Annotated in this window: 24 protein-coding genes; 13 read left to right on the top strand and 11 right to left on the bottom strand. The window is 62.2% G+C overall.

Translation table 11 applies throughout. The features are described from left to right. Positions 1–176 precede the first annotated feature (176 nt). The 5 genes from ACTJGZ_RS01110 to ACTJGZ_RS01130 all read left to right on the top strand — a co-directional run bounded on the left by ACTJGZ_RS01110 (position 177) and on the right by ACTJGZ_RS01130 (position 5,183). Positions 177–1,151 (top strand): helix-turn-helix domain-containing protein, encoded by a 975-nt coding sequence (locus ACTJGZ_RS01110; RefSeq protein WP_441661157.1) that lies wholly within the window; start codon positions 177–179, stop codon positions 1,149–1,151. Between the two features lie 282 nt (positions 1,152–1,433). Then, entirely contained in the window at positions 1,434–2,633 is a 1,200-nt protein-coding gene (trpB, locus tag ACTJGZ_RS01115; protein ID WP_441661111.1) for a tryptophan synthase subunit beta, read from the top strand. Positions 2,634–2,644: 11 nt separating this feature from the next. After that, entirely contained in the window at positions 2,645–3,478 is an 834-nt protein-coding gene (trpA, locus tag ACTJGZ_RS01120) for a tryptophan synthase subunit alpha (RefSeq protein ID WP_441661112.1), read from the top strand. Positions 3,479–3,503: 25 nt separating this feature from the next. Further along, positions 3,504–4,376, top strand: coding sequence for an acetyl-CoA carboxylase, carboxyltransferase subunit beta (gene accD / locus ACTJGZ_RS01125; RefSeq protein WP_441661113.1), 873 nt, complete (start codon positions 3,504–3,506; stop codon positions 4,374–4,376). A 258-nt stretch (positions 4,377–4,634) separates the two neighbouring features. Beyond that, positions 4,635–5,183 (top strand): acyloxyacyl hydrolase, encoded by a 549-nt coding sequence (locus ACTJGZ_RS01130; protein WP_441661114.1) that lies wholly within the window; start codon positions 4,635–4,637, stop codon positions 5,181–5,183. A 272-nt stretch (positions 5,184–5,455) separates the two neighbouring features. Here ACTJGZ_RS01130 and ACTJGZ_RS01135 read toward each other — a convergent pair whose 3' ends face one another. Next, positions 5,456–6,361, bottom strand: a complete 906-nt coding sequence (locus tag ACTJGZ_RS01135) for a LysR family transcriptional regulator (protein ID WP_441661115.1) — start codon at positions 6,359–6,361, stop codon at positions 5,456–5,458. A gap of 97 nt (positions 6,362–6,458) precedes the next feature. Between ACTJGZ_RS01135 and ACTJGZ_RS01140 the strand changes: the two genes are divergently transcribed. From ACTJGZ_RS01140 to ACTJGZ_RS01150, 3 genes are read left to right on the top strand one after another with little or no spacing between them, the layout of a single operon-like run. Beyond that, a complete protein-coding gene (locus ACTJGZ_RS01140) occupies positions 6,459–7,442 on the top strand; it encodes an aldo/keto reductase (protein WP_441661116.1) in 984 nt (327 codons plus the stop codon). After that, positions 7,439–7,858 carry a carboxymuconolactone decarboxylase family protein gene (locus tag ACTJGZ_RS01145; RefSeq protein WP_441661117.1) on the top strand — a complete coding sequence of 140 codons (420 nt, stop codon included), beginning with the start codon at positions 7,439–7,441 and terminating at the stop codon, positions 7,856–7,858. The genes ACTJGZ_RS01140 and ACTJGZ_RS01145 overlap by 4 nt, the downstream gene beginning before the upstream one ends. Further along, complete coding sequence (locus ACTJGZ_RS01150; RefSeq protein ID WP_441661118.1) at positions 7,855–9,045, top strand: MFS transporter; 1,191 nt, start codon at positions 7,855–7,857, stop codon at positions 9,043–9,045. The genes ACTJGZ_RS01145 and ACTJGZ_RS01150 overlap by 4 nt, the downstream gene beginning before the upstream one ends. 472 nt (positions 9,046–9,517) lie before the next feature. Here ACTJGZ_RS01150 and ACTJGZ_RS01155 read toward each other — a convergent pair whose 3' ends face one another. Then, entirely contained in the window at positions 9,518–12,886 is a 3,369-nt protein-coding gene (locus ACTJGZ_RS01155) for an Rne/Rng family ribonuclease (RefSeq protein ID WP_441661119.1), read from the bottom strand. A gap of 525 nt (positions 12,887–13,411) precedes the next feature. On the opposite strand from ACTJGZ_RS01155, the gene ACTJGZ_RS01160 reads away from it, so the two are divergent. The 4 genes from ACTJGZ_RS01160 (at position 13,412) to ACTJGZ_RS01175 (ending at position 17,343) form a co-directional block, all read left to right on the top strand. Beyond that, a complete protein-coding gene (locus ACTJGZ_RS01160; protein WP_441661120.1) occupies positions 13,412–14,401 on the top strand; it encodes an RluA family pseudouridine synthase in 990 nt (329 codons plus the stop codon). Between the two features lie 11 nt (positions 14,402–14,412). Further along, positions 14,413–15,069 (top strand): HAD-IA family hydrolase, encoded by a 657-nt coding sequence (locus ACTJGZ_RS01165; protein ID WP_441661121.1) that lies wholly within the window; start codon positions 14,413–14,415, stop codon positions 15,067–15,069. 41 nt (positions 15,070–15,110) lie between these two features. Further along, positions 15,111–16,043: a DMT family transporter gene (locus tag ACTJGZ_RS01170; RefSeq protein ID WP_441661122.1), complete on the top strand. Its 933-nt coding sequence runs from the start codon at positions 15,111–15,113 to the stop codon at positions 16,041–16,043. A 91-nt stretch (positions 16,044–16,134) separates the two neighbouring features. Continuing rightward, positions 16,135–17,343 (top strand): benzoate/H(+) symporter BenE family transporter, encoded by a 1,209-nt coding sequence (locus tag ACTJGZ_RS01175; RefSeq protein ID WP_441661123.1) that lies wholly within the window; start codon positions 16,135–16,137, stop codon positions 17,341–17,343. 25 nt (positions 17,344–17,368) lie between these two features. Here ACTJGZ_RS01175 and ACTJGZ_RS01180 read toward each other — a convergent pair whose 3' ends face one another. The 6 genes from ACTJGZ_RS01180 to ACTJGZ_RS01205 all read right to left on the bottom strand — a co-directional run bounded on the left by ACTJGZ_RS01180 (position 17,369) and on the right by ACTJGZ_RS01205 (position 23,443). After that, positions 17,369–18,826, bottom strand: coding sequence for an amidase (locus tag ACTJGZ_RS01180; protein WP_441661124.1), 1,458 nt, complete (start codon positions 18,824–18,826; stop codon positions 17,369–17,371). Between the two features lie 66 nt (positions 18,827–18,892). Continuing rightward, on the bottom strand, positions 18,893–20,077 hold the full coding sequence (locus tag ACTJGZ_RS01185) for an ABC transporter substrate-binding protein (RefSeq protein ID WP_441661125.1): 1,185 nt from the start codon (positions 20,075–20,077) through the stop codon (positions 18,893–18,895). 75 nt (positions 20,078–20,152) lie between these two features. Next, positions 20,153–20,866 (bottom strand): ABC transporter ATP-binding protein, encoded by a 714-nt coding sequence (locus ACTJGZ_RS01190; protein WP_441661126.1) that lies wholly within the window; start codon positions 20,864–20,866, stop codon positions 20,153–20,155. Next, positions 20,860–21,627 carry an ABC transporter ATP-binding protein gene (locus tag ACTJGZ_RS01195; protein WP_441661127.1) on the bottom strand — a complete coding sequence of 256 codons (768 nt, stop codon included), beginning with the start codon at positions 21,625–21,627 and terminating at the stop codon, positions 20,860–20,862. The genes ACTJGZ_RS01190 and ACTJGZ_RS01195 overlap by 7 nt, the downstream gene beginning before the upstream one ends. Before the next feature lies 1 nt (position 21,628). Further along, the gene (locus tag ACTJGZ_RS01200; protein ID WP_441661128.1) at positions 21,629–22,555 is read right to left on the bottom strand and encodes a branched-chain amino acid ABC transporter permease; all 927 of its coding nucleotides are present in this window, start codon (positions 22,553–22,555) and stop codon (positions 21,629–21,631) included. A 15-nt stretch (positions 22,556–22,570) separates the two neighbouring features. Continuing rightward, positions 22,571–23,443, bottom strand: a complete 873-nt coding sequence (locus tag ACTJGZ_RS01205; protein WP_441661129.1) for a branched-chain amino acid ABC transporter permease — start codon at positions 23,441–23,443, stop codon at positions 22,571–22,573. A 155-nt stretch (positions 23,444–23,598) separates the two neighbouring features. Between ACTJGZ_RS01205 and ACTJGZ_RS01210 the strand changes: the two genes are divergently transcribed. Next, complete coding sequence (locus tag ACTJGZ_RS01210) at positions 23,599–24,525, top strand: LysR family transcriptional regulator (RefSeq protein ID WP_441661130.1); 927 nt, start codon at positions 23,599–23,601, stop codon at positions 24,523–24,525. Here ACTJGZ_RS01210 and ACTJGZ_RS01215 read toward each other — a convergent pair. Genes ACTJGZ_RS01215 through ACTJGZ_RS01225 form a run of 3 tightly spaced genes read right to left on the bottom strand, consistent with a single transcriptional unit; the run spans position 24,522 to position 26,716 of the window. Continuing rightward, positions 24,522–25,367 carry an N-acetylmuramoyl-L-alanine amidase gene (locus ACTJGZ_RS01215; protein ID WP_441661158.1) on the bottom strand — a complete coding sequence of 282 codons (846 nt, stop codon included), beginning with the start codon at positions 25,365–25,367 and terminating at the stop codon, positions 24,522–24,524. The two genes, ACTJGZ_RS01210 and ACTJGZ_RS01215, sit on opposite strands and share 4 nt — an antisense overlap. A 9-nt stretch (positions 25,368–25,376) precedes the next feature. Beyond that, on the bottom strand, positions 25,377–26,102 hold the full coding sequence (locus ACTJGZ_RS01220) for an SAM-dependent methyltransferase (protein WP_441661131.1): 726 nt from the start codon (positions 26,100–26,102) through the stop codon (positions 25,377–25,379). Next, the gene (locus ACTJGZ_RS01225; RefSeq protein WP_441661132.1) at positions 26,099–26,716 is read right to left on the bottom strand and encodes a Maf family nucleotide pyrophosphatase; all 618 of its coding nucleotides are present in this window, start codon (positions 26,714–26,716) and stop codon (positions 26,099–26,101) included. The genes ACTJGZ_RS01220 and ACTJGZ_RS01225 overlap by 4 nt, the downstream gene beginning before the upstream one ends. Positions 26,717–26,814 lie beyond the last annotated feature (98 nt).

Below are 26,814 nucleotides of genomic sequence, written 5' to 3' on the forward strand. Positions count from 1 at the left end.
CAAGCCCAGACAGGAATGCGATGCCGGGCTGGCGGGGGCAAGAGGGAAGCCAGGACCGGAGTTTTGGGGGGATAATGAAAGATCCACTCAGATCCGGGAGTTTCGTCATGGCATCCAGTCCGCTTGCCAGTCGTTCAGGCGCTCCATTGCTGCCGGCCGCCGCCGCAGCGGGGGCGATGCCGCCGCGCCAGGCCGGTGCGGCGCCAGGAGTGATCCTGAGCACGGAGGGTTTGCGCGCCGCCGAAACAGCGCCAGCCTGGACGGAATGGATGGGCAGGCTGTTCCATGGGATCGAGTCCGATATTTATGGCGACGCCAGTTTCGAAGGGCGCGTGGCGACGGGTTGCGCGGGCGATGTGGTCTTGACGCGCCTGCAGGCCAACCGCCATCGGGTACGGCGGCGCGGCAGCGTGATTTGCCGTCCTGAGGCGGACTATCTGAAAATTGTGGCGCCATGGCAGGGCGAAGCCGTGGTCGAGCAGTACGGGCGTCAGGCGCGGGTGCGTTCGGGCGGCTGGGCGATTTATGACATGACGCACAGCTACGATGTGTCCAATCCCCAGTATTCCGATCATCTGATCGTGATGGTGCCGCGTGCGGCATTGGCCGAACGCGGCCTGGCGCTGGAGCATTTGATGGGGCGCGGTACCGGCGGCAGCGGGATCGCCAGGGTGGCGCTGGAAACCATGCGCAGCACCTATCAGGAACTGCAGCATATGGGGCCAGGGGCGGCCAGCGGTGCGGGCGCTGCCATTGCTGAGCTGGTCAGACTGTGCCTGCTGGAAATGAGCGGCGAGCAGACATCTGTCAGCCGCCAGGAAGCCTTCCGGGACAGCGTGCGCGAATATATCGGCCGCCATCTGCGTGACCCGGGGTTGAGCCTGGATCAAATCGCGCAGGCATCAGGGTGCAGCAAACGCCATTTGCACCATGCGTTCGCGGGCGAATCACAATCGCTGGCGCATTACATCCAGCAGCGCCGCTTGCAGGCCTGCATGCGCGATCTGCGTGATCCGGCGCTGGCAGGGCAGACCATTACGGACATTGCCTTTGCCTGGGGATTCAGCAATGGCGCGCATTTCAGCCGTGTCTTCCGCGACCATGCGGGCATGTCACCTAGCGATTTCCGGCGCCAGCACCGCAGTCTTTGACCCCAGGGGAACAGCGCCGCCAGGCGGCGGGTCTGCGCGCGCTTGACCCGCGGATTGTCAACGGCCCAGCGCCATCAGTGAGCGGTGTTGAGCCTTGGTTCAGACGCCACAGAACCGCCACTGAGCCTTCACGGCATCCTCTCCAAACCGGCTTTGAGCGGGCCTGGGCAAGCCGTTACAGCAGGCAGGCGCTACAGGTCGGTTCAGCTCGGGTAAAATGGCCGATTGCTTATCGGATCCCGCCCTGTGTGGCGGGATATTGTTACAGGCGGGAGAATCCTGGTGAAACCTTACGATCTGCCGGATGCTGCGGGTCATTTCGGTACTTTTGGCGGCGTATTCGCTGCGGAAACCCTGCGCTTCGCGCTGGATGAATTGACCGTGGCCTATGAGCACTACCGCCGGGATCCGGCGTTCCTCAGTGAGTTTCAGGACGAGCTGGCGCACTTCGTCGGCCGTCCCACGCCGGTGTACCATGCCCGGCGCTGGTCGGAACGCTTGGGCGGCGCGCAGATCTGGTTCAAGCGCGAAGACCTCAACCATACCGGGGCGCACAAGGTCAATAACTGCATTGGCCAGGCCTTGCTGGCCAGCCGCATGGGCAAGCGCCGTGTCATCGCCGAAACCGGCGCTGGCCAGCATGGCGTCGCCACGGCAACCGTTGCGGCGCGCTATGGCATGGAATGCGTGGTCTATATGGGCAGCGAAGACGTGCGCCGCCAGGCGTCGAATGTCTATCGCATGAAGCTGCTGGGCGCGACAGTCGTGCCGGTCGAATCCGGGACGCGCACGCTCAAGGATGCCTTGAACGAAGCCATGCGGGATTGGGCCACCAATGTCGATCACACGTTCTACATTATTGGTACGGCTGCCGGTCCGCATCCCTATCCGATGCTGGTGCGTGATTTCCAGACCGTCATAGGCAAGGAGTGCCGCGAGCAAATGCCCCGCGACGCCGGCCGCCAGCCTGATGTCGTGGTGGCGGCGGTAGGCGGCGGATCGAATGCCATAGGCATCTTCCATCCTTATATCGACGATGCCGCGGTACAGCTGGTTGGCGTCGAAGCCGCTGGCGACGGGCTGAACAGCGGCCGCCATGCGGCATCGCTGGCGCGGGGATCGGTTGGCGTGCTGCACGGCAACCGCACCTATGTGCTGCAGAACGATGACGGCCAGGTGCTGGGCACGCATTCGGTGTCTGCTGGCCTGGATTACCCTGGGGTCGGCCCGGAACATGCCTGGCTCAAAGATAGCGGCCGCGCCAGCTATACGGCAGTCGATGATGAAGCCGCCTTGCAGGCGTTTCATGATTGCTGCCGCATCGAGGGCATCATGCCCGCGCTGGAGTCGTCCCATGCCATCGCGCATGCCGTGGCGCTGGCGCCGACGCTGCCCCGCGATAAGATCATCCTCGTCAACCTCTCAGGCCGGGGTGACAAGGACATGCATACTGTCGCCGAGCGCGGCGGTATTCAACTGTGATGGACCCAATCATGCAGAGTCATTCGCGTATCGACCGGGCCTTTGCCCGGACCCGGGAAGCGGGCCGCGCCGCCCTGATTCCCTACATTCCTGCTGGTGACCCCGATGCGGACAGCATTCCGGCGCTGATGCACGCGCTGGTGGAGGCCGGGGCTGATGTCATCGAGCTGGGCGTGCCATTCTCCGATCCGACGGCCGATGGCCCGGTGATCCAGCTGGCGGCGGAACGCGCCATCGCCCAGGGGGTGGGCCTGCGCCGCACGCTGGAAATGGTGGCGCAGTTCCGTCAGCGCGATCAGGAAACGCCGGTCGTGCTGATGGGCTATGCCAACCCGATCGAACGTATGGGCGAAGCCGAGTTTGTGCGTCAGGCGCAGGCGGCTGGCGTGGATGGCGTGCTGACGGTGGATTACCCGGCCGAGGAAATCGGTACGCTGGCGCAGGCGCTGGAAACGGCAGGCATTGCGCCGATCTTCCTGTTGGCGCCGACTTCCACGGAAGCACGCATCCGTTCCGTGGCCCGTGTCGCCCGCGGATATGTCTATTATGTTTCGTTGCGCGGTGTGACGGGGTCGGGCGGGCTGGATGTGGCGGAAGTCGAATCCAGGCTGGCGCAAATCCGTCGCGATGTGCAGATTCCCATTGGTGTCGGCTTTGGTATCCGCGATGCGGCGACCGCCAGCCGTATCGGCAGTTTCGCTGATGCGGTGGTCATCGGGACCAAGATCATCGAGGTCATGCAGCAGGCGCTGCGTGACCACCCCGGCGACAAGCAGGCGGCAATTGCCGCTGTGGCGGACTGGCTGCGCGGCATTCGTCGCGCGCTGGATACCGCACGTCACTGAAACCTTCATTCCGGATCAACCGAATATGAGCTGGATCGAGAAAATCCTTCCCCCGCGTCTCTCTAAATCCCAGGACTCCGGCGCCCGCCGGGTGCCGGAAGGGCTGTGGGTCAAATGCCCCTCCTGCGAGGCGGTGCTGTATAACGAAGACCTGGCTGCCAGCCTGAATGTCTGCCCCAAGTGCTCCTATCACATGCGTCTTGGCGCGCGTGCCCGTATAGATTCCTTGCTGGATCTGGGCGGGCGCATGGAAATCGGCCAAAACACCCGCTCGGTGGATACGCTGAAATTCAAGGACAGCCGCAAGTACCCGGAGCGCCTGCAAGAAGCGATGAAACAGACGGGTGAAACCGATGCTTTGATCGTGATGAGCGGCAGCATTCATGGGGTGGCTGCTGTCCTGGCCTGCTTCGAGTTCTCCTTCATGGCGGGTTCGATGGGATCGGTGGTGGGCGAGCGCTTTGCCCGTGGCGTGCAGGCGGCGCTGGACCAGCGCACCCCCTTCATCTGCGTGGCCACTTCTGGCGGGGCGCGTATGCAGGAAAGCCTGCTGTCGCTGATGCAAATGGCCAAGACCAATGCCATGCTGACGCGCCTGTCGGAAGCGGGTTTGCCTTTCATCAGCGTGCTGACGGACCCGACTATGGGCGGGGTGTCGGCGAGTTTCGCCTTCATGGGCGATGTCGTGATTGCCGAACCCAAGGCCTTGATCGGTTTTGCCGGTCCCCGTGTGATTGAGCAGACGGTGCGTGAGAAGCTGCCGGAAGGTTTCCAGCGCTCCGAGTTTCTGATGCAGAAAGGCGCGATAGACCGCGTGGTGGACCGCCGTGAGTTGAAAAAGGAACTGGCGGATCTGCTGAGTTTGCTCACCGGCGTGGCGGTCGCGGACAAAGCCTGATTCACGGCGATTCTGATGGGGGCGGCCGCTTCGGCAACGAAGGCGCCGCCCCTTGTTTATGATATCTGTCTGTCAGCGTCCCCTGGGGATGCCACAAAATGTTTCTTTTTTGAAAATGCTTTGAACGCAACTCAGGACGCAGCATCTGTCCGTTTGGCGAGCCTTGTGTTTTCATTATGCTTTTACGCGCGCTGCGCGAGGTGCCGCTGTGCATCCGGGCGTGCATGGCTCCGCAATAGCTGGGGAGGAGGAGAAATCATGCAGATTAAGCAAGCTTTGGCGCGCCGTTGGCGCTATGCGTTGGCGGCTATGCCCGCCGCTTTCCTGGCCTGTGCGCCGGCTGCCCAGGCGGCTGATGGCGGTTTGGGGCTGCGTGCTGGCATGGGGTCCGAGGCCTATCGCGCTGAAGTGTTCTACCAGACCGAGCCTTTCTGGTCGTATGACTTTGGGGGCAACTGGGGGAAGTTGACGCTGGACGGCGAAGTTGGCGTTGCCTACTGGAAAGCGCGCCATAACGATGAATCCGGTAATGCCTGGCAGTTCACGGCAACGCCTATGCTGCGTTGGTGGATGACACCTTCTTTCTATCTGGAAGGCGGGATAGGCGCCAGTGTTTTCAGCACGACCCATGTGGCTGGCAAGCAGATCAGCACGGCGTTCCAGTTTGCTGATCAGATTGGCATCGGTTTCAGGCCTGCGCTGGGACACGATATCAGTTTGCGTTTCGCGCACTATTCGAATGCCAGCATCAAACGGCCCAATCCCGGCCTGAATGCGCTGCAACTCAATTATGTTTACCGCTTCTAAGAGCAGGCGCTGAGGCAGGGCGGCGCACGCCGCGCAGGACATTGCCGCCGGAATAGGTCGGAAACATCGGCCTATCAACCTATCAACCTATCGGCTGATGGCTAAACGTGCGGCCAGCCTAGCCCGAGCGCGCGACGCGATGCCGGGCTACGGTATGGGTTCGTTCTTGTGCTGTGACGGCCAGTGATTGAGCAACGGCTAGGGCAACAGATCGCCGCGACGGTGCGCGGCGGGGTGTCGTGGGATGTTGGCAAGCAACGTGGTCGAAGTATCTAACGCTCGGGCACACGCCCATCGAGTTCTGATCGTTGTTCTTCGAACAAATGGATTAAATAATCGGCGACTGCTCGGACTCGCCTTGAGTGCGCCAAGTTGGAATGGATGGCCAACCAGATTGGCTGATCCGCCCCCAGTTCAGGCAGCAGGCAGACAAGACCCGCTTGTCGGGCCAGAAAGTGCGGGAGTACCGCCAATCCAATGCCTGCCGTCGCGGCAGCCATCTGTGCTGACAGCGTGTTGGCTTCCATTTGGCACGGCCGTCCTCGCAACATGCGAGCGATCCATTTTGCGGCCGGTAGATGGCTATGGGACTCCGCCCAGCCAATGAAACTATCGTCATCGAAGGTGGCCGCATCAGCCCCGGCGCTACGTGCATTGACGTATCCACGAGCGCCGTAAAGGCCAAATCCCAGGCTGCCCAAGCGCTTGATCGTGACGTTTCCCGCTTCTGGTTTGACCATCCGCACAGCCAGATCGGCATCCCGCCGGTGCAGGTTCACGGTCTGTACACCGCTGACGATCTCCACGCGCAGCTCAGGATGGGTGGCAAACAGCTTCGGCAGCGAGGGAACGATGAGCGCGTTGGCCAGGTTCTCTGCCGTGGCAAGGCGCACGCATCCAGCCACTTGCCCTTGCTGCTGCGCGGCTTCTCCGAAAGCCTGCCCGGCATGTTCCAGTGCTTCAGCATGCTCCAGCAGGGCTTCACCATCATCTGTGAGGCTGTAGCCACTCTGATGTCGGCTGAACAGTGGTACGCCTAGTGCCGCTTCCAGGCGATCCAGTCGCCGTGACACGGTAGCAACGCCCATATCAAGCTCGGTGGCAGCACCGCTCAAGGTGCCCGCACGCGCAATGGCCAAAAAGATACGGGCGTCATCCCACTGGATTTGAGTATTCATTTGTTTTCCAAATGTGGAAAATAGGATTCATTTTTTATCTATGTTCCAATCTTTTTTGGAAGATCATACTTCCCCCCATCTTGTAAGGGGAAGTGCAATGCAAAAACGAAAGCTTGGATACGATCTGGAGGTTTCCGCCCTCGGCCTTGGCTGCATGGGCATGAGCGAGTTCTATGGCCCGCGCGACGATGAGCAGGCGCTACATCTGCTGGATCAGGCGATCGGCGTGGGCGTGGACTTCCTCGATACCGCCGACATGTATGGCCCACATCACAACGAAGAGTTGATAGGCCGCTTCCTTGCGACACGCAAACCGGAGGTGCAGATTGCAACCAAGTTTGGCATCGTGCGCAGGCCCGGCGAATATCGACGCAGTATCGACAACAGCCCGGATTACGCACAGAAATGCTGCGAAGCCTCGCTGCAGCGGCTTGGTGTCGAGCAGATCGACCTGTACTACGTCCATCGCATAGACCCTGCGCAGGCGATTGAAGAAACGATGGAGGGCCTGGCCCGACTCGTACAGCAAGGTAAGGTCGCACGCATCGGCTTGTGTGAGGTCAGCGCGGCCACCCTGCGGCGTGCGCATGCCGTTCATCCGGTGGCAGCCGTCCAGACTGAATACTCGTTGTGGACACGGGACGTGGAAACCGAGGTTCTCCCGACCTGCCGCGAACTGGGTATCGGCCTGGTGGCTTATTCGCCATTGGGGCGCGGTTTTCTGACGGGGCGGTTCCAGCAGAATGCGACCTTCGAGGAAGGCGACTTCCGCGCCAGCCTGCCGCGTTTTCAGCCAGAGAACCTCACCACCAACCGTTCCCTGGTCGATGTCATTTCATCCATCGCCGTGCGCAAGGCGTGCACGACGGCACAAATCGCTTTGGCATGGCTATTGGTGCAAGGCGATGACATCGTGCCCATTCCCGGTACGCGGCGCGTCACGCATCTGCAGGACAACCTGGGCGCGTTATCGGTACGCCTGGAGCCAGACGATCTGGCTGAACTGGGGCGTGCGCTCGACACAGTGCCAGTCGCAGGAGACCGTTATTCCGCAGAAGGGATGAAAGGGGTCAACGCATGAGCAGCCCTCGTTCTGAGCGGCGCGAGCAGGCTTTTGCGTTGCTGGCCCAACTTGACCCGCAGGCACCCGAAAAGGTCGCCAAAAACCTCGACGAACTGTCTGACGACTTTGCCGAGCTGGTGCTGGGGTTCGCGTTTACCGATGTGGTATCGCGCCTAGGCATTGACTTGCGCACCCGTGAAATGCTGACCGTCGCCGCACTGATGGCGATGGGCAACGCGCCAGGGCAACTCGAATTTCATATCCGGGCCGCACTGAATGTCGGTGTCAGCAGAAACGAAATCGTGGAAATCCTGCTACAGATTGCCGTCTATGCCGGTGTGCCGGCGTGTATGAATGGCATCAGTGCGGCTAGGAAAGCATTTGCCTCACATGCGCAGGGCCAGCAGAGACCAGCAACGGGAGGGACAGCATGAATCAGTTCGCGTCCCCTCCCAATCAGGAGAGCATTCCTTGGCGCACTTGGCTGGCTGTCGTTGCGCTTGGCATGAGCGCATTCGCCATCGTGACGACTGAACTGGCCCCGATTGGCTTGCTTTCGCCTTTGGCGACTGAGTTTGGACAAACTGAAGGCCGGGCAGGATTGATCGTGACGGCGTATGCCTGGATAGCAGCGCTTGCTGCGCTGCTATCCGCCATGTTCCTGGGGCGAGTGCCACGCAAACCACTCTTGGTCGGCCTGATGCTGGTTTTGACCGTCTCTTGCACGATCGCAGCTTTCAGTGCACAGTTTTCTATGCTGCTGGGCGCGCGGATGATGGGGGCGCTGGCACACGGCGCTTTCTGGGCCATGATTGGCTCCATTAGTGCGCAATTAGTGCCCGCACGGCAGGTTGGGTTGGCAACGTCGATTATTTTCGGTGGCGTGTCCGTTGCCAGCGTGCTGGGTGTGCCACTGGCCAACCTGCTGGCTCAACTCGATGGATGGCGAACAGCATTCACGGTGATAGCGGCACTGTCTCTGGTCGCGACCATTGCCATCGCTTGGCGCGTGCCACGCTTGTCGGCATCAACATCCATCGGCCTGGATGCACTGACCAACGTTCTCAAAAACCGAACATTCCAGGGAATCTATTTGGCGACGGCTTGCGCAATCACCGCTCACTTCGCTGCCTTTACGTTTATCGAGCCTTTGCTTTCGAGTGCTCTGCGCATTCGTGTCAATCTCATCAGCACGCTACTGCTGGTGTTCGGCATCGCAGGCATCGTGGGTAATTTGATTTCCGGGAAGTTGATTGACCGTCATCTCAAGCGTCTGGTTCTGATCTCCTTGGCACTGATGACCGCAAGCGTCCTCGCAATCGGATGCCTACCCGTTGGAAGCTCTGCCTTCATCGTCGGTGTGCTGCTGCTGGGATGGGGTGCTGGCGTCGCGATCGTCTTTGTCGGCTTTCAAACCTGGATATTGAGATTGGCCGGATCGTCAGCGATGCCCGCCTCAGCCATCTATGTCGCCATTTTTAACGCGGCGATTGGCGCAGGTGCGCTGCTGGGAGGAATAGTGCTGTCCGTGACGAGCCTGAGTGGACTGATGATCATTGTTGCCATGGCAATGGCAGCCAGCCTTATCCCGGTCATGCTGATAAAAGCACCCACTTCTTAACTCGGCGGGTCTTTATGAAAAATTGAAAGAGGGCTGGCCTATGGCGCTACGTCATTTGCGCTGTTTTCTCGCCCCCGAGGTCGATATCCATTTGGTCGAGGTACTACTATCGCAGTAGATCAAGGGGCTGCTCGATGATCTGTACGACGTGGGTTTCGCGCAGTCCGATGAAGCGGATGCCGCCGCGTTTGCACTTGTGCCGCCGCTCATCGGCAAACCGAACTTTGCGCAGCCCTCCCGTGCCCTAGGTAACTTCGGCGTAGTCCAACGGAATGCTGCACTGGCGTCATGATGAAATGAAAAATCCCCCGGCAGGAGCTTCCTGCCGGGGGATTTCTTTATGCTGTTGTGCCACATGCAACGAAGGCCGGGCGGGCCATCTGCGCAGGGCCTTGTAGAGGCCTTGATGCGTTAAAGGCCTAAGCCTTAAGCGCCGCGCAGACAGCGGTCACACAGCCTCAGGAGTGACGGTTTAGTCAGCCTGGGGCGCGTCTGCCGTTTCTACCTGTTGCAGGGAGACCGGCGCCGGCGCAGCCGACGCTGCCTTGCGCGGCCGGCCCAGCTTCACGGCTGGTGCGTTGCTGGCAGCCGGTGCGGCGGCATTGCTGCGGGTTTCGACCCATTGCAGGCCTGCTGCCGCGATCACGGATTCCAGGGCCTGGGCCTTGTCACTGCCATTGCTGGCAGGGGCGCTGCTGGCAACAGGCACCTGGATGGCCTGCTCAACCACGGTTTCCACCGTGGCAGTGACGGCTTCCGCTTGTTCCGGCGCTTCGTCCTGCGGGGCGTCAGCGCGGTCTTGCGCGTCGGCAAGAGGCTGAGCCTCAGCCGCAGCAGTGCTGCTCGCGGCCTCTGCCGGGGCGGCAGGTTCTGCGGCGGCGGCTGCTGCATCAGGCGCAGCGGTCTCTGCGGCGCCGAGGTCTGCGCCGGCCGCCGGGGAGGCGGGGACGACGGCAGCAGGTGCCACTGCAGCGGGAGCCGTTGCATCCGCAGCGCTCTCAACAGGAGCGGCAGCAACGGGGGCAGCAACAACGGGGGCAGGCTCGCTGGCCGGCGTCAGCGGGGCTGACACATGGGCCGTAGCGGCTTGCTCTTGTTGCAGGGCCGGTACGGCAGCGGCGGGCGCGGCGGTATCCGGCTTGGCCTGGACAGGGGCCTGCGCATCGCGGTCCGCGGCAAACGGCGTTTCGCTGGCGGCGCTGGCAACAGCGCTTGTCTCGGCAGCAACGGATGTTTGCTGGGCGCGTTGCGGCTCGGCAGGGGCAGGCGTGACGGCCGTGGTCAGGGCGTCTTGCGTGACCTCAGCGGCAGCCGGTACGGCGGCAGGCGCGGTATCAGCAGCGATGGCATCGGTGGTGACAGTGTCAGCGGCGCTGGTTTCGACGGCAGCGGCGGCAACAAAAGCGGCTGGTATGGCGACGTTTTCCTCGCCTTCAGCATCACCTGCTGCGTTGTCGTCATTGCTGTCGCTATCGAGTTGCGTGCCGGTTTCGTCACCACCCTGGCGGCGGCCGCGGCGGCTGCGGCGGCGGCGGCGCTTGCGCTCCGGATCGGCTTCACCGTTATCGTCGCTGCCGTCCTGACGCAACGTATCCAGATCCTGGTTCTCGTCGCCTGCATCGGCGGCGTCAGCGGCCGGGTGCGGCATGGCGGGCGCGGCAGCTTCCGTCATAGCGCTGGCGGTAATGGCGCTGGCTGCTGCGGGCAGCGTGCTGTTCAGGGTATCGGTCGCCAGCGCTTCGCCATTTTGCGTGAGCTCATCACGGCGGCCGCCACGGCTGCGGCTGCGGCGGTTGCGCGAATTGCGCGGCGTGCCGTCATCGCTGTCGGTGGCGGGCGCCTGGGCCGCAGGCGCGTCCTGGTGGCGGGTGGCAACTTGGTGCTGGCGTACGGCATCGCGCGCGTCGGCATTGCGCGGCGTGCGCGGCTGGCGGCGATCCTGCTGCGTGGCGGTGTTGCTGGCGGCGTCAGCGGCTTCCGGCGCGCGGCGCTCGTTGCCATTGCGGCGGTTGCGCTGGCGGTCGCCGTTTTGCTGGCGGGAATCGGATTGGCGGCGCGAGGCAGAGCCTTCGCTGCGGGCACCGGCAGGTTTGGCGTGGCTGGGCTGGACGGCCGGTTTGGTTTCGGCAGGGCTGCCGCTGAACCAGGCGGCAATCCGCTTGAAGAGGCCGGACAGGCCTGTGCCTGCCGCGCTGCCTGGCGCTGCTGCCGCGGGACGCGGCGTATGCAGCGGCGCGGGGGTTTCCGGGGTCACACCTTTGACCAGCGCTTCCTGGCGCGGCTTGGTGTTTTCTTCGCGGGCCTTCCAGACCGAGGCTTCGGCAGGGGCTTCGGCCAGCGTGAAGCTGGGCTTGATTTCTTCCAGGCGCGGGTCGTCGTGGCGCAGGCGCTCCAGGCTATGGTGCGGCGTTTCCAGGTTCTTGTTCGGAATCAGGACGACGTTAACCTTCAGGCGGGCTTCCAGCTTGGCGATATCGCTGCGCTTTTCATTGAGCAGGAAGGTCGCGACATCCACCGGCACCTGCGCATGCACGGCGGCAGTGTTGTCCTTCATGGCCTCTTCCTGGATCAGACGCAGGATGTGCAGCGCGCTGGATTCGGCGTCGCGGATCACGCCAGTGCCATTGCAGCGCGGGCAGGTGATGTGCGAGCCTTCATTCAGGGCGGGGCGCAGGCGCTGGCGCGACAGTTCCATCAGGCCGAAGCGCGAAATCTTGCCCATTTGCACGCGGGCGCGGTCAAAGCGGAGGGCATCACGCAGGCGCTGTTCAACGGCGCGCTGGTTCTTGCTGTCCTCCATGTCGATGAAGTCGATGACGATCAGGCCGCCCAAGTCGCGCAGGCGCAACTGGCGGGCCACTTCATCAGCGGCTTCAAGGTTGGTGCGCAGCGCGGTTTCTTCGATGTCGGCGCCGCGAGTGGAGCGGGCCGAGTTGACGTCCACGGCCACCAGCGCTTCGGTGTGGTCAATGACCACGGCGCCGCCGGAAGGCAGCTCCACGGTGCGCGAATAGGCGGTTTCGATCTGGTGTTCGATCTGGAAGCGCGAGAACAGCGGGATATCGTCACGGTAGCGTTTGACGCGGTTGACGTTGTCCGGCATCACGACGCTCATGAAGGCCGTGGCCTGATCGGCGATGTCATCGGTGTCGATGAGGATTTCACCGATATCCGGCGAGAAATAATCACGGATGGCGCGGATGACCAGGCTGGATTCCAGGTAGATCAGCACGGGGGCGGTGTTGTCGCGCGCGGCCGTGTCGATGGCATCCCAGAGTTGCTGCAGATAGGACAAGTCCCACTGCAATTCTTCCACACTGCGGCCGATGCCGGCGGTGCGGGCGATGACGCTCATGCCTTGCGGAATATTGAGCTGGTCCATCGCATCGCGCAGTTCCTGGCGCTCTTCACCTTCGACGCGGCGCGAAACACCGCCGCCGCGCGGGTTATTGGGCATCAGGACCAGATGACGGCCTGCCAGGGAAATAAAGGTGGTCAGTGCCGCGCCTTTATTGCCGCGCTCTTCCTTTTCGACCTGAACAATCAGTTCCTGGCCTTCGGCAAGCGCGTCCTGAATGCGGGCGCTGCGGACTTCGATGCCGTCCTTGAAATAGCTGCGGGCGACTTCTTTGAAAGGCAGGAAGCCGTGGCGTTCTTCGCCGTAGTTGACGAAGCAGGCTTCAAGGCCGGGTTCGATGCGGGTGATAACGCCTTTATAGATGTTGCCTTTGCGCTGTTCGCGGCCGGCGGTCTCTATGTCGAGGTCGATGAGCTTCTGTCCATCGACGATGGCAACGCGCAGTTCTTCCTGGTGCGTTGCGTTGAACAGCATGCGCTTCATGAGTGATGTTCTCCGTTGTATGGCGAGCCGAAATCGACTCGTCACCTCGGGTCACTGGCGCAGCGGGCTGAAACGGGGGGCAGGCGGCACCGCGCGAACGGCACCGCTCTTTGGCGGTCAGGCCGGCACGGCACGCCTTGTAGGGGCGCGGGGTTCTGTTAGCAGTCGGGAGGTCAGGGGCACAATGGTATGTGTTGACGGATGGCGGTTGCTTTGGAACACAACAGCCTCCAATTCAAGAGTGGCGGCTGGTGCAGGAAATGACGACTTGTTTTGCCTTTTCGCTTCAGGACGCATACGGATGCAACGGGCGCTCGTGCAGGGGCAGCCTTATAGGCTTTCCCGAGCGGCGCCTCGGTTGGATCGGCGGCCATGTGACCCTAAGGAGTGCCTGCTCTGGCAGTACAATGGTTTCACCGACGGAGACGCGGTTTCGTATCTCTACGTCGAGTGGCGGCAGGCACACCTTTTTTAGGGTGAAACGATTATATGCCGCTTTTCGCAATGCGCAAACAAATATAAATAATGTCAGAATTACCTGTGGTACGCCTCGTTGAAGTGGCCGAAGAACACGCGGGCCAGCGCCTGGACAACTTCCTTTTGCGCCTGTGCAAAGGAGTGCCGAAAAGCCATCTCTACAAGGCGATTCGGGGAGGTCAGGTGCGCATTAACAAAGGACGGTGCAGTGCAGACAGCCGCCTGGAAATTGGCGATGTCGTGCGCATTCCGCCTTTTCGTTTGCCGGCGGCGCAGGAACAGCCGCCTGTGCCCGGTTGCGAGTTCCCTATCGTCTATGAGGATGAGGCCTTGCTGGTGGTGGATAAGCCTGCTGGCGTCGCCGTTCATGGCGGCAGCGGTGTTTCCTTCGGCGTGATCGAACAACTGCGCGCGGCGCGGCCGCAGGCGCGTTTTCTGGAGCTGGCCCATCGTCTGGACCGGGATACCTCCGGCCTGCTGCTGGTGGCCAAGAAGCGCAGCGCCTTGCTGGGGCTGCATGAAATGTTTCGCGAAGGCCGGGGCCGCAAGCATTACTTTGCGCTGGTGCATGGCGATTGGGTCAATGGGCGCCAGCATATCCGGCTGCCTTTGCTGAAGTGGCTCACGCGTACCGGCGAGCGGCGGGTGCGGGTGGATGAAGCGGAAGGGCAGGCGGCGCATACCATCATCAGCCTGGAGCGCCGCTATGGGCAAGTGTCCTTGGTGGACGCCGAGCTGCGTACTGGCCGCACCCATCAGATCCGCGTGCATTTGTCGGCCAGCGGCTTTCCTATCGTTGGCGACGATAAGTACGGCGATGAGGCGGCTGACGCAGCGCTGGTCGCGCGAGGGTTCAAACGCATGTTCCTGCATGCGCATCGTTTAGATATTCCGCATCCTGTAACGGGTGAGTCACTGCACCTGGTAGCTAAATTGCCACCAGGATGTGAGAATCTCCTTCGTGGGCTGGACAAAACGTCCAGGGGGGAAGGCGGGGCTGGCGAGGGCCAGCGGGACCGGCCTTCCCGGAAACCTTAAGGAGTTGCGGGATGCAGTATTCGGTGCTTGTGTTTGATTGGGATGGGACATTGATGGATTCCACCCCCAGCATCGTGACGGCTATTCAGAATGCCTGTCGCGATCTGGATTTGCCGGTGCCGCCGGCTTCCAGCGCCAGCTGGGTCATCGGCCTATCGCTGGATACGGCCTTGAGCAAAGTTGTGCCGGATCTGCCGCCATCGCTGTTGCCGCGCTTTATTGAGCGCTACCGTATTCATTATTTGCTGCGAGATCCGGATTTGCGCTTGTTCGAGGGCGTGCCGGAGTTGCTGGCGCAATGGGGCGGCCAAGGGGTGCGGCTGGCTGTGGCGACTGGCAAAAGCCGGGCGGGCCTGGACCGGGTGATCCGCGGTTTTGGCCTGGAAGGTGTGTTCGAGGCCACGCGCTGCGCCGACGAAACGCATAGCAAACCGCATCCGGCCATGTTGAATGAGCTGATGGATGAGTTGATGGTGCCGCCGGAAGAAGTGCTGATGATCGGGGATACCTCGCACGATATGCGCATGGCCAATAACGCCGGGGTGCATGGCCTGGGTGTGACTTATGGCGCGCATCCCCTGCCTGAACTGCTGGCGGGCGAACCCTTGCATGTCGTCGATAGTGTGTCCGCCATGCGGGACTGGATACAGCCGCGCTTGAGGGCGTGAGCCACTGGCCCGGCGCGGCCGGGCCCTGAACTGAGGTATTTATGGCTGTTGTTTCTGCTGCGCCTTCTGGCGCAGTTGCCGCTTCCCCGGCGATGCGCGGCATTCTCTGCCTGTTGTCGGGCATTTTCTTCCTGACCATCAGTGATTCCCTGGCGAAATGGCTGGGCGGCACCTACGCGCCCGTGCAACTGCTGTTTTTGCGTGGCTCGCTGGCCGTGCCCATCATGCTGGTACTGATTCTGGCGGTGGCCGGGCGACCGGCGTTGCGCACGCGTTATCCTCGTTTGCATTTGTTCCGGGGCTTCCTGAACGTGGTCTCGGCCAGCTTCTTCTACTATGGGCTGACGCGTTTGCCCCTGGCGGAAAACACGGCCATTGCTTTCTCCGCACCCTTGTTCGTCACGCTGCTGTCGGTGTTCTATCTGAAAGAACATGTGGATGCCCGGCGCTGGGCGGCGGTGATCGCCGGTTTCGCGGGCGTGATGATCGTCGTGCAGCCTGGCGGCCCGGCCTTCCAGCCGGCTGCTTTGCTGCCCTTGGCCACTGCGTTCGGTTATGCGGTCATGATGGTCAGCGCGCGGGGCATAGGCCGGGAAGAGGGCTTGCTGACAACCATGTTCTATATCGCGCTGGCGCAGGTCATCGTGGCCGGGGCCGTCGTGGGATGGGTGTGGCAGCCTGTCGAGCAGGGGGTTCATTGGGCAGGGCTGACGGGTATGGCAATCTGCAGCACAGCAGGGCTGGGCCTGATTACGCAGGCGTTCCGAATTGCGCCGGCATCGGTCGTGGCGCCGTTTGATTACAGCGGTTTGCTGTGGGCGGGGATATTCGGCTGGCTGTTCTGGGACGAGGTGCCAGGTTGGGTGGCCTGCCTGGGCGCTGTCTTGATTGCCGCCAGCGGCATCTATATTGCCTGGCGGGAATCCCGCGCCAGCAGCAGCGATGCCGGGCGCGGTGCCGGGTCAGGTGCATGACGGCTGCAATCTGTCTAGTGGCCGGAAAACCCGGTCTGCCGGCGGGGCGCGCAGACGCCTGCGTGGCATGATGCGGAAGGAGACATAGAGGATGGAGAACGGTATGTCCGCGCAGGGGCAGGATGAGGAAGTCGGGCGGAACTTCTGGAAAGACGTATCCCCCCCGAGCATTGTGGCTGGCGCGGTGGCGGTACTGGTGGGTTTCGCCAGCTCTGCGGTGATTGTTTTCGAGGCCGCGCGCGCCAGCGGCTATGACGAGGCAGGGATTGCTTCCTGGATCTGGGCCTTGTGCCTGGGATGCGGCCTGACGGGCATCGGCCTGTCCTTGCGCTACCGCCAGCCGGTCGTCACGGCCTGGTCCACGCCAGGCGCGGCTTTGCTGGCAACGACATCTGGCCTGACGCCAGAACTGGCAGCAGGGGCGTTTGTTATCTGCGGCGCCTTGATCTTTGTGTGCGGCATTACCCGCTGGTTTGAGCAGGCCATGTCGCGCATTCCATTGTCTTTGGCGGCCGCCATGCTGGCAGGCGTCTTGCTGCGCTTTGGCATGGATTTGTTTCTTTCCATGCAAAGCGCATTCGGGCTGGTCGGGCTGATGTTCCTGACATTTTTCATCGTCCGCCTGATATTGCCGCGCTATGTCATTCTGGTCGTTTTGCTGGTGGGCGGCGTCTGGGCCAGCTTGCAGGGGGGCTGGCATTGGGAAAAAGTCAGTCTGACGCTGGCCATGCCGCAATGGACAACGCCGTCCTTCAGTCTGGCGACGGCAATCGGTGTGGCGGTGCCGCTTTTCATGGTGACGATGGCCTCGCAATATGTGCCTGGCATTGCGGCGCAGCGGGCCTCGGGTTACGACACGCCGATCTCGCCTCAGGTCAGTCTGACCGGGCTGACAACCTTGCTGCTGGCGCCTTTTGGCGGCTATGCCATAGGCCTGGCCGCGATTACGGCTGCTATTTGCATGGGTAGCGATGCGCATCCCGATCCGCGCCGCCGCTATACGGCAGCTGTCGCATCGGGCGCGTTCTATATTGTTGTCGCCCTGCTGGGGGCGACCGTGGTGTCATTTCTGGCGGCGCTGCCCAGGGAAATGGTGCTGGCAGTGGCAGGGCTGGCGCTGTTGGGAACCATGGGCAATAGCCTGGCGCTGGCCATGCGTGATGAATCCCGCCGGGATGCCGCCATGGTGACTTTCCTGGCCACCGCATCGGGCGTGACGCTTTTTGGCATCGGCTCGGCATTCTGGGGGCTGGTGGGCGGGGGCGTCGTCATGCTGTTGAACCGCCGCCGGCGGCTGTAAGCCGCCAGCGCTGGGCCACTGGTGCTCAGAGGGAATGGGCGGGCGCGGATGCGGCCCGCAGGCTGTCCGGCCGCCGGTGGAACCAGGGGCGGGCGGCTTCCAGCTGGCTGGCCAGGCTGAATAACAAGGCTTCTCCGCCCAGGGCGGCGGCAAATTGCACGCCAATGGGCAGTCCGGCTTCATTCCAGTACAGCGGGACCGACATGGCAGGCTGGCCGCTGGCATTGAAATAAGGCAGGAAGGCGGTGTATTTCAGGGTAGCGCTGCGGTGCGCGACATACTCCTTGTCGGCGGCGTAGCGCCCCAGTTCGACTGGCGGTTCCGTCAGGGTCGGTGTCAAGAGGACATCGTACTGGCGCATCAGGCGCCCCAGCGAGCGGCCGATGCTGTGCATCATGCTGATCGCGTCGAAGTATTCCACGGCGGAGTGGCGGCGGGCGAATTCTACGGCGCTGAAAACCGACAGTTCCAGATCGTCTTGGGTGGCAGCGCGCCCCAGCGCCAGTTCGCGGGCGCGGATGGCTGACGCCGTGCCGGAAGCGACGATCAGACGCATGGCATGGCCGAAGCGTTCATAGTCAATGTCCGGCGGAAAAGCGGCCGGTTCGACCATATGGCCCAGCGACGCGCAGAGCGCGGCGGCGTCTTCTGCCGCGGCTAGGCAATCCGGGTGCACGGCCTCGCCCGACGGGGAGCGGGTAATCAGCCCGATGCGCAATTGGCCAGGGGCCCGGCCGGCGGCCTTGAGGAAGGAGCCGCTGAATGGGGGAGCGGCATAGGGGGCGCCAGGATCCATGCCATGGCTGAAGTCCAGCATGGCTGCGCTATCGCGTACGGAGCGCGAAATGACGTTATCGCTTGCCAGACCGCCCCAGCCCTCTCCGCCATTGGGGCCGGTGGGGTTGCGCATGCGCGAGGGCTTGAAGCCGAAGAGGCCGCAGGCCGAGGCCGGAATGCGCAGCGAACCGCCGCCATCGCCGCCATGCGCGACCGGAACGATACCGGCTGCGACTGCCACGGCGGAGCCGCCGCTGGAGCCGCCGCTGGAGCGGTTCAGATCCCAGGGATTGCGTGTCGGGCCGCCGTATGCCAGGGCTTCTGTGGTGCAGTTGGCGCCGAATTCAGGCGTGGTTGTCGTGCCGAAAATCACCAGGCCGGCGCGGCGGTAGCGCGCGATGAGTTCCGAGTCTTCCGCCGAGCGTTCGCCTTGAAAAAAGCGTGAGCCGTTGCTCAGCGGCAGGCCCGCGGCAGCGGCCGACAGATCTTTCAGCAGGAAAGGGACACCGTAAAAGGGGCCATTGGGGCAAGCCTGGCCGATGCTGCCGCGCCCAGCCTGTTCGTCGTAATGCGCAATACAGTTCAGCAGCGGGTTGAGCGCCTGGATCCGGGCGATGGCTTCCTGCAGCAGTTCTTCGGCAGAGACTTCAGCACGCCTGACGGCGGTGGCAAGATCTATGCCATCACAATATTCGTATGTATCCATGACTTTGGAGTGAGCGGAAAAGAAAAGCGGGCAGGCCGCCGCCTGCGGGCGGCCTGGAACGGGGAGTTATTGCTGGGCGGGAACAATCTGGCCGTTTTCGAAACGGGCCAGCAGCACCTTGCCGTCATTCTGATGATTGCTATCCCATTGAATCGGCCCCAGCAGGGTTTCCGAGCCATTGAGCATCGCCAGGCCTTTCTGGATATCCGCCGCGCTATTGCCGCCGCCGCGCCGCGCGGCTTCGGCAATGGCTTCGACTGCCGCGAAGGCGGCTGCGTCGAAGGCGCTGGCCTGCGTGCCATATTTGTTTTTGAATGCCAGTTCAAAGGCCGCGTGGCGCGGGTCTGAGCCGGCTGCCCAGTTGGTCGGGAAAATGACGCCTTCGGCGGCATTGCCAGCCAGTTCGGCGAACTTGGGCACGCCCTGGCCCATATTGACGACCAATTGGCCGTCTATGCCCAGCTCTTTGACCTGGCGGGCAATGATGGAACCTTCGGTGTAGTAGCCATGCACCAGAAGCACCTCCGGGTTCTGCTTCCGGATATTGGTCAATTGCGCCTTGAAGTCGGTTTCTCCGCGGTTGTATTCTTCATAGGCAACGACTTCTCCGCCCAGAGAACGGATCAGCTCGGCAGCGCCCTGGGTTGGCGGTTTGCCGTAGTCGGAGTTTTCAGCCAGAAAGGCGAAGCGGCGCTTGCCATGGTCTTTAAAGAAATGTTCCATCGCCTTGGCATCCAGCTGATTGTCCGTCACGTTGACGCGCCAGACGTAGTCGTAGCCTTGATTGGTAATGGTGGGCGAGCCCGCCACGCCAACGACCAGCGGAATCTTGGATTTTTCGTTTTCGCGGGAAAAGGCGATGGTGACCAGGCTGGCCGAAGAACCGGCGATAACATCAACATTGCGCTGCGAAATCAGTTTTTTGGCGGCATTGATGCCGGCCGTGGGGTCGCTCTTATCGTCTTCAGCGAAGATTTCGATGGTCTGGCCATTGATGCCGCCTTCGGCATTGATCAGATCGACGGCCAGGCGGGTGCCTTTGTAGTGGGCTTCGCCATAGGCGGCGCCGGGGCCGGTAATGGATTCGATGAACCCCAGGCGCATGGCCTGCGGGCTGCTGCTTGCGCTGGGCGCGCCATTGCTGCTGGCCTGGGAGGCCTGCGTATCGTTGCGGTTGCAGGCGCTCAGCCCGGTCGCAAGCAGTAGGGCGGCCAGGATGCCCAGGCGTAATTTGGGTTGATGGCTTGTCATGTCTCTCTCCTTGTTATCAAGATAATTGCCCGCGCAGCGGCTGTATCCGAAGCGTCCTGGCGGGCGGATCCCTGCTTAATCTTCTATGCCCAGATAGGCCTTTCTGACGGTATCGCTGGCCAATAGCGCGGCCGCACTATCGGCGCCGACGATGCTGCCGGTTTCCATGAGGTAGCCGCGTTGCGCCGTTTGCAGCGCCAGGGTGACGTTCTGCTCCACCAGGAAAATGGTGGTGCCGGCCTGATGAATTTCCTTGAGTTTTTCCATCAGTTCCGCCACGACCAGCGGTGCCAGCCCCAGGGAGGGTTCATCCAGCAGCAGCAAGCGGGGGCGGCTCATCAGCGCGCGGCCGATGGCGACCATCTGCTGCTCGCCGCCGCTCATGGTGCCGGCGCGCTGCTGCCAGCGTTCCTTCAGGCGCGGAAATTGCGTGACGATCCGGTCCAGGTCCGCGTCGATTTCGTCTTTGGACGCCTTGCGGATCTGGGCGCCTATCATGAGGTTTTCGGCAACCGTGAATTCAGGGAAAATACGCCGGCCTTCCGGCACGATGCTGATGCCGCTGCGCACAATGGTTTCCGTCGATAGGCTGGCCAGGTTCCGGCCCTCGAATTCAATGCTGCCCTGACTGGGCCTGACCAGGCCCAGAATCGCCTTCAGCATGGTGCTTTTGCCTGCGCCGTTCGCACCGATGAGGGTGACGAATTCACCGGCGCCGATTTCCAGCGAACAAGCCTTCAAGGCTTCGATGTGCCCATATCTGGCGCTGAGGTTATGTAATGTCAGCATGCTTGCTTTGCTCCTTCACCCAGATAAGCGGCAATGACCTGAGCGTCCTGCTGGACGACTTCAGGGGTGCCATCGGCGATTTTGGTGCCGTAATTTAGAACGACGATATGGCTGCATAGCTCCATCACGAGCCGGATGTCGTGTTCGATCAGCACCACCGTGTAGCCCTTGCCGTGCAGGCGGCGCACCAATGCCTTGAGCGCGAGGCGCTCTTGCAGATTGAGTCCGGCGGCGGGTTCGTCCAGCAGAATGATGCGCGGGTCTGTGGCCAGGGCACGGGCGATGTCGAGCTGGCGCTGGTCGCCATAGGGCAGGCTGCCTGCCAGCTCGTCAGCTTTGCCGGCCAGGCCGACATCTTCCAGCAAGGCCAGCGCATGCTGGCGGGTGGCGTCGCGTTCCCGGCGCTCGCTGGGCGTGCGCAGGATGGAGGCGAAGACGCCGGCGCGGGTGCGGGCCTGGCGGCCTATCATGACGTTTTCGGCGAGTGTCAGCTCTGGAAATACCATGACATGTTGAAAGGTGCGGGCCACGCCCAGGCGGTTGATCTGGTGCAGCGACAACTTGCTGATCTCATGTTCGCCGAAATGCACCGAGCCGCTGGTGGGGGTGTAAATGCCGCTGACGACATTGAACAGCGAGGTTTTGCCCGCGCCATTGGGGCCGATCAGGCCGGTGACAGTGCCGGGCTGAATAGAGAACGAGACATCCGTAAGCGCCCGGACGCCGCCAAAGGCCAGGCTGACTTGATTGACGGTCAACATCTTATTTTGCCTCCCGGCGGGTGATGCGCGATATCAGGGAAATCAGGCCTTTGGGCATGAACAGAATGACCAGCGCCAGCATGAGGCCATAGACCAGCACGTTGTATTCGCCGAACTCCTGCGCATACTCCTCCATGATGGTGAGCGAGAAGGCGCCCAGCAGCGCGCCAGGCAGGCTGCCGATTCCGCCGACGAAAGCCATGATGAGGAACAGGATGGAAACATTGGTGCTTAGCCGGTCCGGGTCGATGAAGCCGTCGTAATGCGCCAGCAGCGTGCCGGCAAAGGCGGCGAACAGGACGCTGATGGTGAAAGACAGCACCTTGTAGCGGAAGACCGGAATGCCCAACGATTGCGCGGCCAGCTCGTTATTGGCGATAGCCTGCAAAGCGTCACCGGTGCGGGAGGCCACCACGCGTTGCAGAATCAGCAGGCCCAGGGCCATGATGATTAGCACGTAGTAGTAATAGCCCAGTCCGCCATCCAGTTCGAAACCCCAGAATTCAGGGGCGGGAATGGCGGTCAGCCCGGACGGGCCGCCGGTGATGGCAGCATTCTTGATCAGCGTCTGGATGATGACGGCGACAGCAATACTGGCCAGCGCCAGGTAGTGGCCGCTGGTGCGCAGGACGATCATGCCCACCAGGGCGCCGACCAGTCCGGTCGCCGCCGTGGCGCCCAGCGCCGCCAGGATGTAGGGCATGCCAGCCTTGGCCAGGATGCCGGATATATAGGCCGCCAGGCCGAAGAAGGCGGCATGCCCCAGGGAAATCTGTCCGGTGCAGCCGACGAACAGGGTCAGGCCCATGACAACAATGGCATAGGTGGCAGCGCGTATTGAGAGATGGGTAATGAAGGGATCGTTCAGCAGCGCGGGCACGCACAGCAGCAGGATGGCCGCGAAGGCGGCAAGGTATTTGCGATTCATGGCAGGCGACTCCGCTCAGACTTTTTTCACGACTTTCTTGCCCAGAATGCCGTTGGGCTTGAGCAGAATGATCAGCAGCAGGATCGAGAACGACACCATGTCCTTATAGGCGGAGCTGAGCGCCAGGGTGCCGAACTGTTCGATGATGCCCAGGGCGTAGCCGCCGAAGACCGCGCCGGATACCAGCCCCAGGCCGCCCAGCAGCGCTGCGGTAAAGCCTTTGAGCATGATGAGGTTGCCCATGTCGAAGCTGAGGACGGCAATGGGCGCATAAACCGTGCCTGCCACGGTGCCCAGCAGGGCGCTGAGCGCATAGGTGAAGCAATTGATGCGGGAGACGTTGATCCCCATCATGCGGGCTGTCGTTTTATCCTGAGCCACAGCGCGCGCGGAAAGGCCGATTTTGGTTTTTGTGAAGAGCCAGTAGAGGGCGGCCATCATGATCAGGCTGACGGCAATAATGATCAGGTATTGCATGCCGATCTGCACGCCGGCGAGTTCTATCACCCGGTCGCTGAACGGGGGGAAGCGATAGGCCGAGGAACCGAAAATCAGTTGGGCGGCGCTGCGCAGCAGGATGAAGAGTGCGACCGTCATCATGAACAGGGTCAGCGGGCTGGCGCTTTCGATGCGCCGCAGGAAAACGCGCTCCAGCGCCGCGCCCAGCGCCAATGAGGCAATCATGGCGCAAGGCAAGGCCAGCCAGATGGGTAAGCCGATATCCACATGGAAGACATAGCCCATGAAGGCGCCGGCCATGAAGAGTTCGCCCTGGGCGAAATTGATGAGATCCATGCCCCGGTAAACCAGGGTGATCCCCAGTGCGATGAGCGCATAGGTACTGCCTACGGATAATCCATAAAGCAGTTGTTGCAGAAACTCTGTCATTCAGTTTGTCTCCGAAGGGAAAGCGAATCACGCCACGCAGGGAGGCGTTCGCCATGTTTTATGTTTTGTGGGGGCTAGCGTATCCAATGGTGGTATAAAAAAGAAGTGCTAAATTTTTTAGGTATTGATGCATTTAATGCATACCTGGGGGTGTCATGGAGTTGCGTCATTTGCGTCATTTTGTGGTGACAGCGCAGCAGGAAAACATTGCGTCGGCTGCGCGTATCCTGTGCATGGTGCAGCCTGCGCTGACGCGGTCCATTCAGGCGCTGGAAGACAGCGTGGGCGTGAAGCTGTTTGTGCGGCATGCGCGGGGTGTGAAGCTCACGCCCGCCGGCCAGCAGTTCTATCAGGATGCGGCGCGTATTCTGCAGCAGGCCACCCAGGCCTGTAATAACGCGATTCAGGCCAGCGAGGGATTGCTGGGGAATTTACGTCTGGGCGTGAGCCCGCAGCACGTCTGGCTGCCCTTGATACGCGGCATGCTGGCCAGTTTCCGGAATGACCACCCTCAGGTGGCGCTGGCGCTGAACATGCTGCAATCCGGCGGCCAGCTCGATGCCATTCGGCGCGGTGAGCTGGATGCCGGTTTTATGTTCATGCGGCCCAGGGAAGACACTTCGCTGTCAGGCTTGTTGATCCATGAGGAAAGCCTGGTGCTGGCCGTGCCGGAAAACTCCCGCTATGCGGCGGCGCCGCCCGCGCGTTTGCGCGAGCTATCGGATGAGCCGTATATCGGCACGCCCAAGGAATCGTCGCTGCACTTCAATGACTATGTGGAAAATGAATACCGGCGCCTGAATTTCAAACCCAGGGTGGTGCAGATGGGGAATAACTTTCTGGTCATGCTCGGCTTGGTCGCTGCGGGAATGGGTATCGCCATCGTGCCGGGCGTCAGCCGGGTCATGCACCCTAACGGCATCGTGTTTCATAAAGTCCCGGATCTGGATACCCAGCTTGATCTGGAACTGGTCTGGCGCACCGACGACGACTCGCCGGTGCTGGCGCGCTTTCTGGATGTTGCGTATGCCGCTGATCGTCCTGTACCGAATGGCCGCCAGGACGTGCCGCGCCACGCTTAGCGCAAAGCCTGCAAGATCGCCGCTGTTTCCGCATCCGGCAGGCCGTCGCTGCGTTCGGGGCGGTAGTGCATCTGGAACGCGGCGAGTGTTTTGATGGTGGGTTCGTCGAATTTTCCGGTATGTTCGATGCCGTAGCCGACGCGGGCCAGGTTTTCCTGGAACCAGGCGGCATCAGGCAGCCCTTTTTCCTCGAAAATGCGGCGGAAGTCGGCAGCCAGGGCTTCGTTGTACCACCGGCCCAGGCCTGCCTGGGCCAGGCGTTTCCAGGGGAAGAGCGGCCCCGGGTCCTGTTTGCGGGTCGGGGCGATATCGCTATGGGCCACAATATTTCTCGGCTCCACGCCATGGCGTTTGGCGATATCACGGACCAGCGCAATCACGGCCTCGACCTGGGTTTCGGTGAAGGGGTAAGGCCAGGCGCGGCCGCCGCGTCCGTCATCCACCCAGCCCGGGTTGACGATCTCAATGCCGATGGAACTGCCATTGAGCCAGGTATAGCCATACCAGCTGCTGGCGCCCGCATGCCAGGCGGCGCGGTTTTCATCGACCAGGGCATAGACCTTGCCTGGTGTTTCGTCGCTGACCAGATAGTGGCTGCTGACGGCGCCCTGGCTCAGCAGGTGCAGCGAGCGGGCGCGGTCGGCAGCGGTGTAGTGCAGCACAATGAAGCGTGCGCGGCTGCTGTGGCTGATTGAGCGCTGGCTATCGTCCAGGGTATAGGGCGCAGAGGGCGGCGTGGCGCAGCCAGCCAGGGCCAGCAGGCCCAGCAGCAGCGCGGCGGCGCCAGGACGGCGCAGTTTGCGGTGCCAGGAGGCTACGGCAGACGGGGCGGGGCCAGGCATCATGGTGATTTATTTTCCGTGGGCCAGGAAAAGAAACAGCGTCGGGTGCTTGCCGAGATCCGGCAGCGGCGTCTGGCGCCATTCTGTAATGGTTTTGGTGCAAACCCATTCATCGCTGGTTGTCAGCGCGCGGGCCAGACACAGCCGGGTATCCGGGCGCAGCGCCTGCAGCAAGGCATCGACCATGGCGGCGTTGCGGTAGGGGGTTTCGATGAATAGCTGGGTCTGCGACAGCTGCGCGGAGTTGCGCTCCCATTGCTGCAAGGAGCGCGCGCGCGACGGCCCATCCTTGGGCGGATAGCCGTGAAAGACGAATTGCTGGCCATTCAGGCCGCTGGCCATCAGGCCCAGCAGCAAGGAAGACGGGCCCACCCAGGGACGTACCCGCATGCCCAGCTCGTGCGCGACGCGCGCGGCATTGGCGCCGGGGTCGGCCACGGCCGGGCAGCCGGCTTCAGAGACCAGCCCGATCTCGCCGCCAGCCTGAAATGGTTTAAGCCAGGCCGTGATCGCGGCCGCACTGGTGGAGGCGTCTATGGCATGGATGGTGATATCGCGCAGCGGCTTTTCAGCGCCTACCAGTTTGAGGAAGGCGCGGGCGGTCTTGGCATTTTCGGCGATATAGGTGTCCAGCCGCGCTGCCAGCGCCCGGGTATCCTCGGGCAGCCAGGCGGACAGCGGCGCGTCATCGCCCAGGCCGACGGGGATCAGGTGCAGAGTGCCTTTGCCGCTCATGCGCTTGTCCTTTGCGTGGCGGAGAGGCCGAAATGCCGCAGCATGCGGCTGAGTGAAATCAGCGGCAGGCCGATGATCGCTGTCGGGTCATCGCTGCGCATGCGTTCCATCAGTGTGATGCCCAGGCTTTCGGCCTTGGCGCTGCCGGCTGTGTCGTAAGGCTGGTCGGCCAGCAGATAGGCGGTGATTTCCGCGTCATCGAGTTCACGAAAATGGCACTCTGTGATGACGTCGTCATGCAGCACGGTTTGGCCATCCGTGACGGCCAGGGCGGAGTGAAAGGTCACGATCTGGCCGGAGAGGCGGCGTAACTGGACCAAGGCGCTGTCAAAATCGCCAGGCTTGCCGATAGGCTCTTCACCCAGGGTCGCCACCTGATCCGAACCGATCACGATGCAGCCGGGCCGCTGTTGCGCCACAGTTCGGGCTTTGGCAATGGACAGACGCAGGGCCAATGCAGCCGGCAATTCGTCCGGTTGTGGCGTTTCGTCCACATCAGGCGAAAGCGTATCGAAAGGCAGGGCAAGCCGCTCCAGCATGGCGCGGCGGTAGCGCGAAGAGGAGGCCAGGACCAGCGTGGGCTGGGCGGAATGAACGGGGGCGTTGGAAGGCATAAGCAAGTCTGGAATTGACGGTCAATCGGCAATCACGGTATTATCGCCCGTTTCGCTATGTTTTGTTCCGCCGCCGCACGCCTACGGGCGGGCTGCCT

This window comes from Kerstersia sp. (genome assembly GCF_052103615.1).
In the GTDB taxonomy this organism is placed as follows: domain Bacteria; phylum Pseudomonadota; class Gammaproteobacteria; order Burkholderiales; family Burkholderiaceae_B; genus Kerstersia.